Annotated in this window: 12 protein-coding genes and 2 pseudogenes; 5 read left to right on the forward strand and 9 right to left on the reverse strand. The window is 58.9% G+C overall.

Annotated elements, in window-relative coordinates; all coding sequences use genetic code 11:
- Window positions 1–1,934, forward strand: a pseudogene (locus PFH44_RS28110) (molybdopterin oxidoreductase family protein); the annotation flags it as partial.
- A 45-nt stretch (window positions 1,935–1,979) separates the two neighbouring features.
- Window positions 1,980–3,617: pseudogene (locus tag PFH44_RS28115) on the forward strand (sulfite reductase subunit alpha); the annotation flags it as partial.
- Window positions 3,618–3,748: 131 nt separating this feature from the next.
- Here PFH44_RS28115 and sapB read toward each other — a convergent pair.
- From sapB to PFH44_RS16980, 7 genes are all read right to left on the reverse strand, one after another.
- Window positions 3,749–4,714 (reverse strand): putrescine export ABC transporter permease SapB, encoded by a 966-nt coding sequence (gene sapB / locus PFH44_RS16950; RefSeq protein WP_283825604.1) that lies wholly within the window; start codon window positions 4,712–4,714, stop codon window positions 3,749–3,751.
- Entirely contained in the window at window positions 4,711–6,384 is a 1,674-nt protein-coding gene (sapA, locus tag PFH44_RS16955; protein WP_283825605.1) for an ABC transporter substrate-binding protein SapA, read from the reverse strand. The genes sapB and sapA overlap by 4 nt, the downstream gene beginning before the upstream one ends.
- A gap of 549 nt (window positions 6,385–6,933) precedes the next feature.
- Window positions 6,934–8,502, reverse strand: coding sequence for an EAL domain-containing protein (locus tag PFH44_RS16960; RefSeq protein ID WP_349632129.1), 1,569 nt, complete (start codon window positions 8,500–8,502; stop codon window positions 6,934–6,936).
- Window positions 8,503–8,789: 287 nt separating this feature from the next.
- Window positions 8,790–9,104: a PTS sugar transporter subunit IIB gene (locus PFH44_RS16965; RefSeq protein WP_045855083.1), complete on the reverse strand. Its 315-nt coding sequence runs from the start codon at window positions 9,102–9,104 to the stop codon at window positions 8,790–8,792.
- A 153-nt stretch (window positions 9,105–9,257) separates the two neighbouring features.
- On the reverse strand, window positions 9,258–9,455 hold the full coding sequence (locus PFH44_RS16970; protein ID WP_045855084.1) for a hypothetical protein: 198 nt from the start codon (window positions 9,453–9,455) through the stop codon (window positions 9,258–9,260).
- A 147-nt stretch (window positions 9,456–9,602) separates the two neighbouring features.
- The gene (locus tag PFH44_RS16975) at window positions 9,603–9,890 is read right to left on the reverse strand and encodes a hypothetical protein (RefSeq protein ID WP_045855085.1); all 288 of its coding nucleotides are present in this window, start codon (window positions 9,888–9,890) and stop codon (window positions 9,603–9,605) included.
- 176 nt (window positions 9,891–10,066) lie between these two features.
- Window positions 10,067–10,972 carry an SDR family oxidoreductase gene (locus tag PFH44_RS16980; protein WP_283825607.1) on the reverse strand — a complete coding sequence of 302 codons (906 nt, stop codon included), beginning with the start codon at window positions 10,970–10,972 and terminating at the stop codon, window positions 10,067–10,069.
- Window positions 10,973–11,069: 97 nt separating this feature from the next.
- Here PFH44_RS16980 and PFH44_RS16985 point away from each other — a divergent pair, with 97 nt between their 5' ends.
- Entirely contained in the window at window positions 11,070–11,912 is an 843-nt protein-coding gene (locus PFH44_RS16985) for a helix-turn-helix transcriptional regulator (RefSeq protein ID WP_283825608.1), read from the forward strand.
- On the opposite strand, the gene PFH44_RS16990 is transcribed toward PFH44_RS16985, so the two are convergent.
- Entirely contained in the window at window positions 11,878–14,220 is a 2,343-nt protein-coding gene (locus tag PFH44_RS16990; protein WP_283825609.1) for a helix-turn-helix domain-containing protein, read from the reverse strand. The genes PFH44_RS16985 and PFH44_RS16990 overlap by 35 nt on opposite strands.
- Window positions 14,221–14,393: 173 nt before the next feature.
- Between PFH44_RS16990 and PFH44_RS16995 the strand changes: the two genes are divergently transcribed.
- Both PFH44_RS16995 and PFH44_RS17000 read left to right on the forward strand, forming a co-directional pair.
- Window positions 14,394–15,563 carry a M20 aminoacylase family protein gene (locus tag PFH44_RS16995; protein ID WP_283825610.1) on the forward strand — a complete coding sequence of 390 codons (1,170 nt, stop codon included), beginning with the start codon at window positions 14,394–14,396 and terminating at the stop codon, window positions 15,561–15,563.
- Between the two features lie 25 nt (window positions 15,564–15,588).
- Entirely contained in the window at window positions 15,589–16,980 is a 1,392-nt protein-coding gene (locus PFH44_RS17000) for an MFS transporter (protein WP_283825611.1), read from the forward strand.
- On the opposite strand, the gene PFH44_RS17005 is transcribed toward PFH44_RS17000, so the two are convergent.
- Window positions 16,971–17,315: AAA-type ATPase lid domain-containing protein (locus PFH44_RS17005; RefSeq protein ID WP_283825612.1), on the reverse strand; the 345-nt coding region annotated here is incomplete at its 5' end. The two genes, PFH44_RS17000 and PFH44_RS17005, sit on opposite strands and share 10 nt — an antisense overlap.

Below are 17,315 nucleotides of genomic sequence, written 5' to 3' on the forward strand. Positions count from 1 at the left end.
GATCTGGGGCATTGCGCGTGGAACCCTGCACACCCGCCTGGTTGGCGGAACGGTGGCCATGTTTGAACGCATGATGGCCGGTGATATCAAGGCCTGCTGGATAATTTGCACCAATCCCGTGGCAACAGTATCCAACCGCAAGAATGTGATTGCCGGCCTGCAAAAGGCTGAGCTGGTTATCACTCAGGATGCGTCTGGACACCGAAACGAACCGTTATGCCGACATTTTACTTCCCGCAGCGCTCTGGGCCGAGGCGGAAGGCGTGATGATCAATTCAGAACGTAACCTCACGCTGATGCAAAAAGCCGTTCCGCCTCCCGGGCAGGCCTTACCCGACTGGCTGATTATCGCCCGCGTTGCCTGTGAAATGGGTTTTGCTGACGCCTTCAGCTATACCTGCGCCGAAGAGGTGTTCGAGGAAATTAAACGATTCTGGAATCCCGGGACCGGCTATGACATCCGCGGCGCAAGCTACGACCGGCTGCGCGAAACGCCCTTACAGTGGCCCTGCCCACCGAACGATGAAGCAAATCGCCATCCTGTTCGCTACCTCAATGAGGGGATCAGCCAGACACTCAAGGTCAGGGAAGACGGTAGCCAACCGAAAATCGCCTTCGCCACGGCGAGCGGGAGGGGCGTATTCTTCCCTCGTCCTTACGGTAACCCGGCGGAGATGCCCGATGTGGACTTTCCGTTCGTGCTGAATACCGGCCGCCTTCAGCATCAGTGGCACACGATGACCAAAACGGGCAAGATCCCCACGCTGGTCAAACTCAATCCCGGCCCCTTTGTCGAAATCCACCCGGAAGACGCGGCTGCCTTAGGCGTCAGGGATAAAGATCGCCTTGAGATCCGCTCCCGTCGGGGGCGAGCCATATTACCCGCGGTGGTGACAGATCGCGTCCGCGCCGGGAACTGCTTTGCGCCCTTCCACTGGAATGACGCCTACGGCGAAAATCTCGCCATTAATGCCGTCACCAGCGACGCCATCGATCCCCTGTCACAGCAGCCTGAATTCAAGTACAGCGCCGTTGCGCTCATCCGCCTTGAGTCCGAACCTGATGCGGGCGTCTCTCAGCCCGCAGGCGACGCCACGCCACAAGGTACCGTTGCGGCCATGGCCGATATGCTGAGTGAAGGTACCGATCCTGCCGCCATTTCTGCAAGAGAGCACCATATTATGCAAATCAATACCCTGGCCCGACTACTTAACATTGACAGCGCTCCGGTTCCGGTGCTCGAACCCCACGAACAGCTGTACCTGCAGGGATTCCTCACGGGCCTGCGCAGTAGCGAACAGGAGCAAAAGGGGGGCGTTGTGCCATCCTTGCCGCTGACGGCGCCGCTTACCCCCGCCAAACGTATGCTGATAGACGGCATTCTGGCCGGGCTATTTTCCCGCAGCTGGCTTCCCGGCGCAGGTGCGGATACCCCGCTCCTGGCCGCGGGCCATTCGCCTGCTTCCCTTTTACCTGCGGCCCCGGCGGAAACCGAGCTTACCGTCATCACCGTGCTGTGGGCTTCTCAGACCGGCAATTCAGAGACTTTTGCTGCCCAGTGCGCTGAACGTCTCAAGGGAGAGGGGCGTCTGGTCAGGCTGACCTGCATGGATACCTGTCGAGTTGACGATCTTCCGCCGCGGGGATATCTGTTATTCGTAACCAGTACGTTCGGTGACGGAGACCCGCCCGATAGCGGCGCGGCGTTCTGGCAGGCGCTGGGAGGCTGTAACGCCGGCAGGTTTAAAGACATCTCTTACTCTGTTCTGGCCTTCGGCGATTCAAGCTACGACCAGTTCTGCGGCTTTGGCCGCAAACTTGATACCCGCATGGCAGAACTGGGGGGACGACGCCTCGCCGCAAGGGTCGACTGCGAACCTGATTACCAGCAGGCGGCCAACGCCTGGCTTGCCGCAGTAGACCTGGCGCTGGCCGCGCCGGCCGCAGAATCCAGCAGAAAACTGACGATACTGTGGGCCTCACAGACGGGCAATGCTGAAGGCTACGCTAGCGAGTGCGTAAAGCAGTTTGAAAGCGATGGCTGGGAGGTGAAGCTGCACAGCATGGACGCCTGCGGGCTGGAGCAGATCCCGGAGAATTCCCCCCTTCTTCTGTTAACCAGCACCTTTGGCGATGGCGATCCGCCGGACAACGCCATCTCGTTCTGGCAGGCGCTGGCATCCGATGCGGCATCCAGGCTGAAGTCCAACCCGTACGCCGTGCTTGCTTTTGGCGATTCAAGCTATGACCAGTTCTGCGGCTTCGGGCGTAGGCTCGATGAAAGGCTGGAGGCGTTAGGCGCGCCGCGTCTTACGGCCCGCGTCGATTGCGAACCTGATTATCAGGTTCGCGCATCCGGCTGGACGATGACGGTGCGGGACGCGCTAAGGTCATTTTCCCAGGCCCCGCGGCCCCTGCCAGCCGGCGGCGTGCTGGCAACGTCAGGCAACGATAACGGCATATTAAGCGACCGGCCCGTACAGCAGGTCGTTCAATCCCCGTACGGCAGGCTGAATCCTCTACGCGCTCGCCTTTTGCAAAATCGAGAGCTCAATACGACCGGATCCGGTAAAGAGACGCGCCAGTTTGTTTTCGATCTCAAGGGGTCGGGCCTGAGCTATGAGGCAGGGGATGCCCTGGGCGTATGGCCAACGAATTGCCCTGGTCTGGTGGAGGAGATGCTCACCGCGATGAATATTTCCGCATCAGAGACCGTTGCAGTGAATGACCTGGGAGAGATGTCGGTGATCGAGGCGATGTTGCACCACCATGAAATAGCAAAGCTGACGCCCGATATCCTGGGGTTTATCCGGGACCGCTCAGGCAGCCAGGAGCTGGCGGAGCTGCTTAAACCTGAACGCGCGCCGGACCTTAAAAAGTGGCTGTGGGGGAAACAGATTGTCGATCTTGTGCAAGCGTTTCCCGTTCAGGCTACGGCTCAGGAATGGATGACGACGCTCCGACGATTACAGCCCAGGCTGTATTCGATCTCTTCCAGCCCAAAGGTGCAGACCGATGAAGTTCATTTGACCGTTTCAACCGTTCGCTACGACTATAAAGGCCGGCGCCGGGGAGGGGTCTGCTCGACGTTTTTGGCCGATCGGGCGGCAGAGGTCGAAATACCGATTTTCGTCCAGAAGTCAGCGCATTTTCACCCTCCGTCAGGCAAGGATACTCCCATGATAATGGTTGGGCCTGGAACCGGAGTTGCGCCGTTTCGCGGCTTTCTGCACGAGCGCCGCGCGCGGGGAGACAGCGGCCGCAACTGGCTGTTCTTCGGTGAACAGCATGCCGAAACTGATTTCTATTATCGCGATGAGCTGCTGGCAATGCGCGAGGAGGGCTTTCTCAGCCAGCTCAGCCTGGCATTTTCCCGGGATCAGGAGAAAAAAATTTATGTTCAGGATCGTCTCCGTGAACAGGGCGCGCAGCTCTGGTCCTGGCTACAGGAGGGGGCGCACTTCTATGTCTGCGGTGATGCCAGCCGGATGGCCAAAGATGTGGATACCGTGCTCAGGGAAGTCGTTCAGGAGCATGGCGGTCTGAGCGCCGATGCGGCAAGTGATTATGTGGTCCAGATGTCAAAGGAGAAGCGCTACGTCAGGGATGTCTATTAAATAAAGACCGGCTCCGGCAGCCGCTATCAAACAGTGGACTGCCGGAGCGAATGAAAAAAATAGCGTGGACCTTTTGTGTGCTAAACCCAGTCAGAGGGAACCCTTCAACGAATTGGTTTTATTTATCATCGCTATCGTAAGGCATACCATTCTTTATGTTTCAGCGGGTTAGCCATAGCTCCCAGAATATCAGATAGCACGTTCACGGTAATGACCAGCGCGCCGATAACCATCACGCCCGCCGAGATGGCGGCGTAATCCTGCTGACGGATAGCGTTGATCAGCCAGCGGCCCAGCCCCGGCCAGCTGAAGACCATTTCGGTGATCATCGCCAGCGTCAGCATGGTGGCAAACTGCAGCCCCAGGCGCGGAATAACCGGCGGCAGGGCGTTATGCAGCACGTGACGAAGTACAATTGTCCGCCGCGACACGCCGCGGGTGGCGGCGGCCTTCACGTAGTTGGTGTCGTACACTTCGCTGGTGCTGATGCGCATCAGGCGAATCACTTCGGTGGTTGGCGCCACGGCAAGGGTCAGAACCGGCAGCACCATGTGGCGTGCGGCGCTGACGATCATTTCATGACGCCACGGTGAGTCGGACAGCCAGGCGTCGATCAGCGCAAACCCGGTCACCGTTTTGACCTCGTAGAGCAGATCGAAACGCCCGGAGACCGGGAACCAGCCCAGCGTCAGGGAGAAGAACAGCGTCAGCAGCAGCGCCAGCCAGAAAACGGGAATCGAAAAGCCGAGCAGCGCCAGGGCGCTAATCAGGGTATCGGGCCACTTGTTACGCATAATGCCGGCCAGCATACCGACGGGGATCCCCACCAGCAGCGCAAAGCCAAAGGCGAGAATGCACAGCTCCATGGTGGCCGGGAAGACCTCTTTCAGCTGCTGTGAAATCAGCTGGCCATTGATGCTGGAGACCCCGAAATCCCAGTGCAGCAGCCCGGTGAACCAGAACTGCCAGGCATTCCACAGCGATGCGCCCTGTAGCGGAGCGTGCGGCGTAAAGTAGCTCAGGCTGAAGCCGACGAAGGTCAGAAAAAAGAGCGTGACCAGCAGTAACAGCAGGCGTCGCAGGGTAAAAATGATCATGGTTTTTTCACCTCATCTTTTTTGACGTCGTCTTTTTGCACATCGTCTTTCTTCTCCCGCGAAACGCCGGCAAAGGAGGCGTTACCAAACGGGCTCAGGATCAAACCTTTCATATCATAGCGGTAGGCCTGTAAACGCAGCGACGAGGCGAGCGGCAGCACCGGCAGTTCGCGGGCCAGAATATGCTGCGCCTCCTTATAGGCCTCAATGCGCGAAGCCAGCTGCTGGGAGGTTAACGCCTTTTGCAGCACCTCGTCGAACTCGCGGTTGCACCAGTGGGCGAAGTTGGTCTGCGAGGCAATCGCCGCGCAGCTCAGCAGCGGGCGGAAAAAGCTGTCCGGATCGTTACTGTCCGTAGCCCAGCCGGAAAGGGTCAGGTCGTGGTTCATATCCATCAGCCTCGCCTCCTGAAAACGTCCCTCAACCGGCACAATGATCACCTTCACGCCGATCTGCGCCATATCGGCCTGAATCAGCTCGGCGGTTTTCAGCGGGCTGGGGTTCCAGGCCTGCGAGCTGGTGGGCACCCACAGCCGAAGCGTGAGGTTTTCCAGCCCCAGCGCTTTGAGCCGGGCGCGGGCGGCGGTCGGGTTGTATTCGGTTATCTTCGCTTCGTTATCGTAGGCCCAGGAGGCGCGGGGCAGCATCGAGGCGGCGGTTTCCGCGGTGCCGTAATAGATAGATTGCATCAGACGCTGGTTATTGATTGCCAGCGCCAGGGCGTGGCGAACCTGCGGATTATCCAGCGGCGGCCTGGCGGTATTGAACGCCAGCCAGGCAATATTCATCCCAGGACGCAGGGTCAGGCGCAGGCGCGGGTCGTCGCGCAGGATAGTCAGCTGGCTGGCGGCGGGCCAGGCCAGCACGTCGCACTCGCCGGTCAGCAGCTTCGACAGGCGGCCGGTGCCGCCGGAGCCGAGATCGACCACCACCTGCGGCATCAGCGGTTTGCCGCGCCAGTAGCCGGGGTGACGCTGCAGGCGAACGTACTGACCCGAGCGATACTCTTCCAGCTGGAACGGGCCGGTGCCCACCGGCTGGCGGTCGAGCTGCTCCTGACGATCGCTTTTGGTTAACTGAGCGGCATACTCTGCGGACATAACGGATGCGTAGTGGGTGGCCAGGTGCCAGAGGAACGAGGCGTCCGGGCGCTTCAGGCGGAACTCGACAGTCTGGTTATCGAGCTTGCGCACGCTTTCGACGCTGTCGGCGAACTGCAGGCTGTCGAAATAGGGGAAGCTGCTGCCGTTAACGTTGTGCCACGGATGGTCGCGATTAAAAATACGGCTGAAGGTGAAAATGACGTCGTCGGCATTAAAGGCGCGGCCGGGCTTAAACCACGACGTCGTCTGGAAGGCCACGTGGCTGCGCAGGTGGAAGCGGTAGGTGGCGCCGTTGTCCAGCACCTCCCAGCTTTCGGCCAGTTCGGGTACCAGACGGTAGGTATAAGGGTCAACGTCGAGCAGGCGGTCGTAGAGCTGGGCCGCCAGGGTATCGACAATCAGGCCGCTGCTGACTTTCTGCGGGTTAAAGGTATTAACCTGGCCGCTAACGCAGTAGACAAAGCCGCTATCGCGAATATCGGCGTGAGCGGGCAGCGCGGGGGCGGCAACGGCCTGGCCGCATAGCATCGATACGGCTGCCAGTAGAGAACATAGTTTCAGGCGCATAGTGGTTTTATGATTCCAGAGCAACGCTCTGTCTTATTAATATTCAATGACATTTCTCATCCCCTTTATCGTCCTGAGACGTCGTTAGCCGCGGTGCCTGGCGGTGAACCGCTCAACGCTCTGGCCCGATCCTGACCGCGCCGGGTTTCACCTTGAGTATATCCCGTAAACCACCCAGGCATTCTCATTCCGGGGCAGGACGACGATAAAAAAGGGTTCAGCATCAGCAGCAAAGCGCCCGGCAGGCGGACGCGCGCCTGGCCAGATAAGGCGATCGGATTCATCTTTCGCTCTGTTGCGGGCCAGCTGCGGGTCAAAAGGCAGAGGGCTGGCGTATTTTTGGACACATTCAGATTCTTTCAATTTTCATGCACGGCACGTCGGGTCATCCGCTCTGGTTGCGCCAGCGGCAAATGCCGCAAAATATAAGGCGCCTGAGTTTGGGTGCGCCGGGCGCAGCCTTGTCTGGTGAGACATGGTATCTTTTTCTGGCTAACTTCTCCAGTTAGCAACGGCTTAGGGCTATGATGACCGGCCGCCGGCGGGACGCTATGGCGGCGGATCCTTGGCTGCCGGATTGCCGGCAGCCAAGAGATATTTCTTCAGCTCGCCGGCGCTCATGGGTTTGGCGTAATACCACCCCTGAACGTTGGCCTGCGGTATTCGCTGTTCAAGAAAGCGTTTCTGATGCTCTTTTTCTACGCCCTCAAAGATGACCTGATTGTGCATATTGCTAAGCAGCGTGATGATGTTATTGAGCAGGGCGGAATTAATTGAGTCCGTACCAATTGACTCCGTAATGGTGCGATCGACTTTTATTTTATCCACCGCCAGTTTTGATAACCAGTCGAGGTTGGAATAACCGGTGCCAAAGTCGTCAAGCGCAATCTGATAGCCTGCAGCGCGGAAGCGGGCAATTTTCTCACCGAGGCTGGCAAGGTTTGCCGTCTGCCTCTCGGTTAACTCGAGGGCGATCAGCTGCGGCGGAATATTAAACTTGTTGCTGACGGTATCGAGATGGTCTTTAAAGGCTTTAGAGAACAGGTCGGAGGAATTGACGTTAATACTCAGGTATATTTTGTGGTTATTTATAACGTCATGCAGCTCATTAATCGATTTTTTGACAACGTAGTGGCTGATTTGGTTAATCACCCCGCGCTTCTCCGCCAGGGGAATAAACACGTCCGGGGGAATAACGCCCAGCTCATTATCTTTCCAGCGTATTAGTGCTTCAACGCCCACCGTTTCTCCGCGCTCCAGCGAGACGATCGGCTGATAGACGATGCTGAACCGATCGTTACGCAGCGCGTACTGGAGCCGGGTGAGGATCGAGCTTTTTTTGCGGATGTAGAGGTTGATGCTGATCGAGAGCAGGACGCCAATCAGCGTCGAGAGTATGAGCGCGGCGGCCTGTATTGCCCAGGGTATATCTGTAATACCGTGCAGGGACATGCCGGAGACCACGCAAAGGTCGTACTCCCTGCTGCAGGCTCTGGATAAGGCGTATTTTTTATAACGCTCGCCGCCGTGCTCGGTGTCATACACCGCCGCGGTCCCGTTGCCGATAAAAAAGATATGCTGGCTGCGATCGTAGTTACCCACGATGGCGCTGACGCTTTTGTTTTCCGGGTCAGAGGTGAAGCGATTGAAGATGAACGGAGAAACGGTGATGGCGAGGTTGCCTTTGGCATAAATGCTGGCTTTGAACTCCTGATTTATTGCTTTATCGAGATACCACGTTCCGCCGCGATAGATAATATCGGCAGGCGCGTTGGTAATATTTTCTGCCGGCGAGAAGGTTCCCCACAGCGCCGAACAGCGCATGCTTTTGCCGTCGATATAGGCAATATCTTTCAGCAGCGATTTAGACCATAAAAGCGCCCGGATGCTGCTGAGATAATCTGCTGAGCAGGGCCGGGTCTGCGATATTCGATCCGCGTCAGCATAAACTTCATCGATTTGTTTTATGACTAAAATAGTTCTGGTTAATATGTTTTTAGAATATTGTTCGGTTTTATTTTTGTCGAAAGTATAAAGCGCCATTTTTGCACAAAGATAGCCAATAAATAAACAAGAGACAGTGCACATAATGGCGATCTTTTTTTCTTTTATGCTCATTTTTTCACCGTGCGATGTTGTGCCTGGTTCCCTGAAATATGCGGCAGGCGCTATGAGTATAATTGCCAATAGCGGCGAAAGGCACCTCCCTTTTTATCAGGGGCACACGGCGGGTATCGGGTTGTATAGGCCAGGTGACGAACGAGGTCCTGCGCCAGATAGGCTGGCGAGAAGGGAAGGCGCGAGATTATGCCGAACGCACAAAACGTGGTGGGGTACTAAATCGGTGCGGATCGCATAACCACTGTCAATCCGCACGGCGTCGCGTACATAAGGCTACGGCAATATTAGAAAAGTGATTGTGGCATATGGGCGATGGCAAACTTCAGCACCTTTTCGCCATCGAAAGATGCATAAGGTAAGCTCTCGATAACGGCAATCTCCTGATGATGGTTCAGCGCGTGGGTGAATTCATTTATTTTATATTGAATGTGGGGCGCGACCAGCACGCAGTCATACGCGGGGGCCACGCTCGGGTAGTTCTCAATACCCACGGCGCTAATTAACAGATCCAGATCCTGCGCATCGGCTATTTTTTGCATTCTTTTCGCTAAAATAGCGGCGGTTTCACCAAACAAGCAGCATATCAGTAACTTTTTCACGGTTTAACCCTCTATGAAGTCCCGTGTTTACCTTATTACGCTGTTGGCGGTGAAAATGCGTTAGCCATCAATTTTTTGGCTAACGCTTACTCACTTTTCTGGATCCCGCAGGTTGCGCCGCACGGAGGCTAAAAATGGCGCAGGTTGGCTCATTCAGGAAGCAACTTTCTTACGTGAAACCACGAAGCGATCGTTGTTGCGGGTGAGTTTGGTTCCGTTTGTGCAATATTCCATAGCAAAGTTAAAAAACGCATCAGAGTCGAGCTCAAAATCAAGCTCGATCTTAATGGGTTCACCGGACTTCAGGAGCGCTTCTGCTTGTTCTAAACTGCTGGCTTTAATGATTCCCACAACTGCACCTCGTCTTAGCTTTGGTGGCGTCCGAGCCCTGTTATACACCCTTAAGCTTACAAACATACGACAATCGCCTTTTTTTGTCTTTTTTTTAGGCGATTTTCGCCGGCAGGCGCAAGATCAGAAGGCGGTTAAAAGGGCGGGTCAGTCCAGCGGCAGCAGCCGATTATAGCGTCCGATATAGTCTTTAGGGGTGATTTCTAACTCGGCGCCGTCGTGATGAACGGCGACAAAGGTGCGCAGCACCAGTCCGCTTCTTTTCTCGGTAATTTCCCAGCCCTGCAGGTGATAGGCGTCGCGGGTTGAGCGAATACATAGATCCGAAAAAATCATCATCACCGAGAGCGCCGGCGAGCGATGGCCTTTCATCGTATGGGTCAAGCTGACATGCGCCGCATAGCGACTAAGGGTATGAATATTAACCGGAATCATGTGCATTTTCAGTCCATTGAAAGATGATGGCGCAGATGATAATTCACATTAGCACATCTTACCAGTTACAAATCCTTAACCATGCCGCTTAGCCCTCCGGGAGCGAATGCGCTCCGACGGCCGGGAGGGGCCGCGGAGCGCGGTAAAGCAAGAAGGCGACGGCAGCTCGCCTGCGCTTATCGTGACGTTGTCACGCTTCGGTAGTCCATATTATTTAGATCGTCGAGCAGCGTTGGGCCCTGCGGCTGCCAGCCGAGCTGCTGGCGGGTCAGGGCGGAAGTAGCGCGCAAATCCATATTGGCAAAGGCGGCAAACCAGCCGAAATGCGCCACAGATTGTTCGGCGCTTAACGATTTAAGCGGAATGCCCAGCTTTTCTGCCACCACGTTGGCAATCAGCCTTGAGGGCACCGCTTCCTCGTCAACGGCATGATAGCGCCGACCTTTCTCACCTTGTTCCAGCACCCGCAGATACAGCCGGGCCACATCGTCAATATGTCCGGCTGACCAGCAGTTATTGCCCTCGCCGACCATCGCTGCGACCCCTTTTTCGGCGGCCTGCTGAATATAGTACGTCAGCAGCCCCTGGCGGACGGTGTCATGCCCCTGCGGCAGGCGCACCACCCGCACGTCCACGCCGGCGTCCAGCAGCTGGTTGCCGGCGAGTTCTGAGGCCACGCGCGGGTTTGGGTGGGCGGGATTGAAGTTTAACTCACTCGCCGGCTCTCCGTCGTCGGCGTCGCCCATGGCGGTGCCTGAAGTGATAATCAGGGGACAACGCCGGCCCGCCAGCGCGTTACCGATGGCGAGAATGACCCGGCGGTCTTTTTCGCAGTTGGCGACAAAGCGGCTGAAATCATGATCGAAGGCGGTGTGGATCACCGCATCGGCGGCGCTTACCGCCGCCAGCAGCGTTTCGGGATTGTCCAGCGTGCCGGGCTGCACCTCAGCGCCGGCGGCCTTCAGGGCAGCGGCACTGGCGTCAGAGCGCGCGAGGCCGATGACCTGATGTCCGGCGGCCTGCAGTTCTTTGAGAATACGCGAGCCGATAAAACCGGTCGCGCCGGTGAGAAAAATTCGCATGATCTACCTCCAGAATGAGTATCCAGGCTATGGTAGTCTTAACGCGATACTATAAAAGTAGAGACATTATCAGGGTATAAAAACTAACAGGATAACGATGACCGACTCCTCAACCCATGCACTTGGCGAATTTTTGCGGGCGCGGCGCTTACGCCTCGACCCGACCGCGTTTGGCTTTCAGGCCGGCCGACGGCGCACCCCCGGGCTGCGGCGGGAAGAGGTCGCCCAGCTCGCCAGTATCAGCCCGACCTGGTACACCTGGCTGGAGCAGGGGCGCGGCGGCGCGCCCTCCCGGGAGGTGCTTAGCCGCATTGCCGGCGGGCTAAGGCTAACGACGCCGGAGCGCGACCATCTGTTTATCCTGGCGTTCGGGCATTTGCCGGAGTCCCGAGTAACCGTCAGCGACGATATCACTCCGCGCCTGCAGCGCGTGCTTGATGTCCTCCAGGGGCCGGCGATTATCAAAACGGCAACCTGGGACGTTATTGCGTGGAACCACGCTGCGGCCTGCATTCTGACCGACTACGGGCAGCTGCCGCTGGCCGAGCGTAACATTCTGCGCCGGCTGTTCACCAACCCCCAGGCCCGCGGCGCGCTGGAGGAGTGGCATGCCGTCGCCCGGCTTATCGTCAGCGCCTTTCGCGCCGACGTCGCGCGGGTGGGCGCTTCTCCAGACACCGATCGGCTGATTGCCGAACTTTCCCGCCAAAGCCCGGAGTTTGACGCCTACTGGCGGAGTAACGATGTCGCCGGGCACGGGGAAGGGTTTAAGCGCATGCACCACCCGCAGATAGGGATGATTGAGCTGGAATTCTCGACCTTTAGCGTCGAGGGGCGCGCGGATCTGAACATGATGGTTTTCAATCCGGCCAGCGAAGAGAGCCGGATTAAAATCGCCGCCCGGGTCAGGGAGCAGAAGCCGCAGGCGGAAACCCGATAGGCTCTTCGTTCAGCGGCGAGAATTCATACAGCACCAGCGCGTTGCTTTGCAGAGAATCAACGCGATGCCAGCCCGACTGCGGGCTCTCCTCGGCGACGCTCAGCGCCGGGCGCGCCTGGTGCATCAGCCAGCCGTAGTCTTCGTCATCCGGCCCGCTGCGGCTGCGAAATGCTTCAAACAGCGGAAACAGCGCCCCGTGATGCTGGTCGAACAGATGTTGTTTAATCCGCCAGCGCCCGGTCAGGCCAAGCAGCTGAATGCTGTAGGGCTGGCTGAAGCGCTGGGTAAAGGTCTCTTCGCTGGAGAGCCAGGGGTTGAACACGACCGTATTGCGCAGCAGCAGCTGATAGTGCCCGTTATGGCGCAGCAGCAGCAGGTTTTTATCCGTAACCAGCACTTCGCCGCGCAGGCGCCGCCACAGCCACAGAACCCAGTACACGGGACGCGGCAGGCCGTGAAGGTAGTGCAGGGCCAGGCTGGAGGTGTCCAGCCTGCCGTTAGCGCGCGCCTCGCCCTGCAGGCCTGAATTGAGCCAGAATCCCGCCAGCCACACCCGATCGGCCAGCCCCAGCAGATTATCCATTAGCAGCGCGCCGCGAAAGAAGCGGCCGTTGGTGTCGCGGGTGTTGCCGGTAAGCGTATTCCACGACAGCAGCCATAAGGGAAGCGCGAGCTGGCGCTGGCGCAGGGCGGCCTGGATCTGCCGCAGCTTGTGCACCGGATAGCTCTCGCTGGAGGCCAGCCTGCTGCTATCCAGCTGCGCCAGATCCAGCAGCTCGTTGGCGTCGGCCTGGCAGGCGAGAAAATCGGCTTCGGCGAGGATCGGCGAAGTAAGAAAAGGATCGTCGCTCATCGCCTCTTCGCTAAAGCGGTGCCAGACGCCCAGCTGCGGCTGCGGCAGTAAAGCCTGTAGCGTTTCACGCTGCTGACGCCACGCGTGCAGGCGCGCCTCTTCGCTGGCCTGGGGCGACCAGTGCCAGACAAAGCGCCAGCTGGCGAGCGTGGCGGGGGAGAAATGGTTTGCGGCGAGGCGTAAGAAGCGCTGGAGCAGGTCGCAGCGGGTGGTCAGTCCGGTATGTAAAATCACTCCCCAGCCCATTTTTGCCAGCCAGCTGAAAATTCGCTGCAGATTGTACCAGCAGGCGTAGCCCGCCATCTGCGGGTCGTCCCAGCCGGTGCCGAACAGCCGGCTGCTGAGAAAAGGGTCGTTAATATCGATGGCGTAAATCGGCAGGCTGCCGTGCAGCTGCTCGAGCTCGCGGCGCACGTCTTCGCGCAGTAAATCGTCGAGCTCGCGAACGGTGACGACCATCCGGGTATGGCGCAGCGGCGCCGTGCGCTCGGGAAACTGGCGGATATCAATCTGGCGCGTCTGCTGGGGATTGAGCAGCAGCGGCGGGCTGTCCCAGCCTTTTATCTCAGGCTCATTTAGCCGGGCGTAGAGCCGCTCGACGGCCACCGGCTGCCAGTCGTCGCCGGCCGCGGCGCGCGGGCGGGCTGTATCCGCCGTCGGCAGCGGGCGCTGCTGGCGATACTGCCGCGGCGTCAGGCCATGCTGGCGTTTAAACAGATCGCTCATCATACGGGTGCTGGCAAAACCGTGCTCCTGAGCGACCTGCTGCCCCGTTTTACGGGTGCTGATAAGCTGCTCGGCGGCTTTCTTCAGACGCAGCGCGGTGATGTACTGCACAAAGCTCATGCCGACCTCTTTGTGAAACAGACGCGACAGCCAGGCTTCGGAGACAAACTCGGCGGCGGCGACCTCGTGCAGCGATAGCCGGTGCCGATAGCTGGCCTCTATGCGCGCGACGACCCGGGCTATCCGCCGGCTCCAGTTCTCCGTCCCGCGCCTCGTGCCGGCGGCGATCGGCTGCGTAAAGCGGGTGGCCAGCAGCAGAACGATTTCGCTCAGCCAGCGGTTGGCCTCAAGGCGATAGCGGGGCTGGTGGTTCACCAGCTCGATCGCCAGCAGCTGGCGCATCAGGCGGCGCAGGCTATCGTCGGCGTCGCGGGTGTCGAGGGAAGTTTGGTAGTCGAAGGTAAAAAAATCGCCGTCGAGGCGCGTCAGCCAGCTGCCGGAGAGCGTCAGAATCATCACCGCGTTGGGCTCGCGGCTGCTCAGACGCCAGGGGCGGTTGCGGTTCACTATTTTCAGCCGATCGGCATCCAGCCGCTGATGCTCTTCGCCGTCATGCAGGCTGACGCAGCCCTGCAGCGTCCACAGCAGCGTCAGCGCGTCGCCCTCCGGCTGGCTGAGCTGACGAATATCGCGAACCGCGACGCTAAAGTCGCCTGAATGATGTTCCACCGTCGTCTCCTGGCAAGGACAAAAAACAGCGTGTTATTTTTTGTCATAACCGATTTATATGAAAAACACTTCTCAATATCCCGTCAATATAAAACAAAAAACGGCGTATTAAAGCCGGTCCGGCAGCATAAACTCGAAAGTGTCGCGCAAACACAACAACAGGAATAATAAAAATGACACATCCCCTTATTGAAGCACTACAGGTTAATGAAGCGCAGTTTATTGCCCTCCGTCGTCGCTTTCACCAGCAGCCGGAAATCGGCTTTGAAGAGCATAAAACCAGCGATGAGGTCGCCCGGCTGCTTGGCCAGTGGGGCTATGAGGTGCACCGCGGCCTGGCCGGGACCGGCGTGGTCGGTACGCTAAAAGTCGGCAACGGCGAGCGTCGCCTTGGCCTGCGGGCGGATATGGACGCGCTGCCGATGCAGGAGGCCAGCGGGAAGGCGTGGGCCAGCCAGGTCGACGGCCGCTTCCATGGCTGCGGGCATGACGGACATACCACCACCTTACTCTACGCCGCCGAGTATCTGGCGCGCACCCGTCGGTTCAACGGCACGCTGCACCTGATTTTCCAGCCGGCGGAGGAGCTGCTGTACGGCGGTCGAGTGATGGTTGAGGACGGGCTGTTCGATAAGTTTCCCTGCGACACCATTTTTGGCCTGCACAACATGCCGGGGCAGACGCTGGGGAAAATCGGCCTGCGCGACGGCGCGATGATGGCCTCTTCGGACACGCTGCATATCGAGGTAAAAGGCGTTGGCGGCCACGGCGCGGTGCCGGAGCATACCGTCGATGCAACGCTGGTGGCCTGCCACATCACGCTGGCGCTGCAGTCCATCGTTTCGCGCAACGTCACGCCGTTTGAGCCGGCGGTGGTGACCGTCGGCAGCATTCAGGCCGGGCATGCGCCGAATATTATCAACGACAAGGTGCTGATGAAGCTGACGGTACGCACGCTGAATGAAGAGGTGCGTGAAACCGTCCTGCAGCGGATCCACGATATTGCCGTCGCGCAGGCGGAAAGCTTTAATGCCACCGCCACGCTGACGCACGTCAACGGCAGTCCGGTGCTCAGAAACGATCCTGCCGCCAACGAAAGCGTACGCAGGGTGGCGACGTCGCTGTTCGGCGCCGGGCTGGTCGGGGAGGTGAAGCCGTTTATGGGCAGCGAGGATTTTGCCTTTATGCTCGAGCACAATCCGCACGGCTGCTACTTCACCATCGGCGCCGGGGATGAAGCGGAGCGCTGCATGGTGCATAACCCCGGCTACGACTTCAACGACGAGATCCTTCTCCCGGGCGCGGCGCTGTGGTGCGGCCTGACGGAAGAGTATCTGCGTTAACCACCTGCGACGGGAGATCCCAATTATGAGTTCCGTATCTTTGAACGCCGCGTCGTTCGTCGGTACCGATCGCCTACTGGCGGGTATCGTACTCAGCGTGCTGACGTTCTGGCTGTTTGCCCAGTCGGTGATTAACGTCGTTCCGGCGATGAAAAGCAGCCTCGACATTTCCCTCGAAACCCTGACCCTGGCGGTCAGCCTCAGCGCGCTGTTCAGCGGCTGTTTTGTGGTCGCCAGCGGCGGGCTGGCGGATAAATTTGGCCGGATGCGCATGACCCATCTGGGCCTGGGGCTGAGTATTGTCGGCAGCGCGCTGCTGGTGGTGGCCCAGGGGCCGGGGCTGTTTCTGACGGGCCGCGTGCTGCAGGGGCTATCGGCGGCCTGCATCATGCCGGGGACCCTGGCGGTGATTAAAACCTGGTACGAAGGCAAGGCGCGCCAGCGGGCGGTGAGCTTCTGGGTGATTGGCTCCTGGGGCGGCAGCGGCCTGTGTTCATTCGTCGGCGGCGCGATTGCCACCGGCCTCGGCTGGCGCTGGATCTTCGTCTTTTCCATCGTCGTGGCGCTGGCGGCCCTGCTGCTGCTGCGCGGTACGCCGGAAAGCCGCAGCCAAAGCGCGCAGCGGCAGAAGCTGGATGTCAGCGGCCTGTTGACGCTGATTGTCTCGCTGGTGCTGCTGAATTTGTTTATCAGCAAAGGACATAGCTGGGGCTGGAGCAGCGGGCTGTCGCTGGCGCTGCTGGCGGGTTCACTGCTCTCGGGCGGCTATTTTATCCTCAACGGACGGCGCAAGGGCGACGCGGCGCTGATCGATTTTGCGCTGTTTCGCAATCGCGCCTACGGGGCGGCGGTGCTGTCGAACTTTATGCTCAACGGCGCTATCGGCACCATGATGATTACCAGCATCTGGCTGCAGAAGGGCCACAACATGACCCCGCTGGAGACCGGAATGATGACGCTGGGCTATCTGGTCACCGTGCTGGTCATGATTCGAGTCGGGGAGAAGCTGCTGCAGCGCTACGGCGCGCGGCTGCCGATGATGGCCGGCCCCATTTTCACCGCCGTTGGGATCCTGCTTATCTCCTGCACCTTTCTCGATAAATCGCTCTATATCGTGACGGTCTTTTTTAGCAACGTGCTGTTTGGCCTCGGGCTGGGCTGCTACGCGACGCCGTCGACGGACACCGCGGTGGTCAACGCGCCGGAGAGCAAGGTCGGGGTGGCCTCGGGTATTTACAAAATGGGCAGCTCGCTGGGCGGGGCGATGGGTATAGCCGTGACAGCGTCACTTTTCGCGCTATTTCTGCCCCTCGGCATGGCCAGCGCCGCGCAGTACGCGCTGTGGTTCAACGCGGCGCTGTGCCTGGGGGCGACGGCAGTGAGCGCCCTGATGCTGCCGCGAACGCTTCACAGCTGATGCTTTTTGAGCAGCGCCCGCAGCTGGTGGTAGGTGAGTCCAAGCAGATCCGCTGCCTGCTTCTGATTGTACTTTGCCTGCAGCAGGCTGGACTGCAGCAGGCTTTTCTCCTGCTCCTGCTGAAAAGCGCGCAGATCCAGCGGCAGCGCGGGGCCTTCTGGGGTTTGCTCCGCGACGGCTGGCGGAGGCTGCTGCGGCTGAAAGGGATTGATAATAATGTTATCCAGCTCGCTGTCGCTGGTGCCGTGGCGATACACCGAGCGCTCCACCACGTTTTTCAGCTCGCGGATATTGCCCGGCCAGCGGTAGCCCAGCAGCGTTGCGGGCGCCCCCCC

Origin of the sequence: Klebsiella sp. Ech2A, from assembly GCF_030078455.1 — a bacterium.
Lineage (GTDB): Bacteria > Pseudomonadota > Gammaproteobacteria > Enterobacterales > Enterobacteriaceae > Klebsiella > Klebsiella terrigena.

Excerpts from the sequence above, each read along its gene's own strand:
- sapB (WP_283825604.1), bottom strand. The coding sequence starts at position 4,714 with ATGATCATTTTTACCCTGCGACGCCTGCTGTTACTGCTGGTCACGCTC.
- sapA (WP_283825605.1), bottom strand. The coding sequence starts at position 6,384 with ATGCGCCTGAAACTATGTTCTCTACTGGCAGCCGTATCGATGCTATGC.
- PFH44_RS16960 (WP_349632129.1), bottom strand. The coding sequence starts at position 8,502 with ATGAGCATAAAAGAAAAAAAGATCGCCATTATGTGCACTGTCTCTTGT.
- PFH44_RS16975 (WP_045855085.1), bottom strand. The coding sequence starts at position 9,890 with ATGATTCCGGTTAATATTCATACCCTTAGTCGCTATGCGGCGCATGTC.
- PFH44_RS16980 (WP_283825607.1), bottom strand. The coding sequence starts at position 10,972 with ATGCGAATTTTTCTCACCGGCGCGACCGGTTTTATCGGCTCGCGTATT.
- PFH44_RS16985 (WP_283825608.1), top strand. The coding sequence starts at position 11,070 with ATGACCGACTCCTCAACCCATGCACTTGGCGAATTTTTGCGGGCGCGG.
- PFH44_RS16995 (WP_283825610.1), top strand. The coding sequence starts at position 14,394 with ATGACACATCCCCTTATTGAAGCACTACAGGTTAATGAAGCGCAGTTT.
- PFH44_RS17000 (WP_283825611.1), top strand. The coding sequence starts at position 15,589 with ATGAGTTCCGTATCTTTGAACGCCGCGTCGTTCGTCGGTACCGATCGC.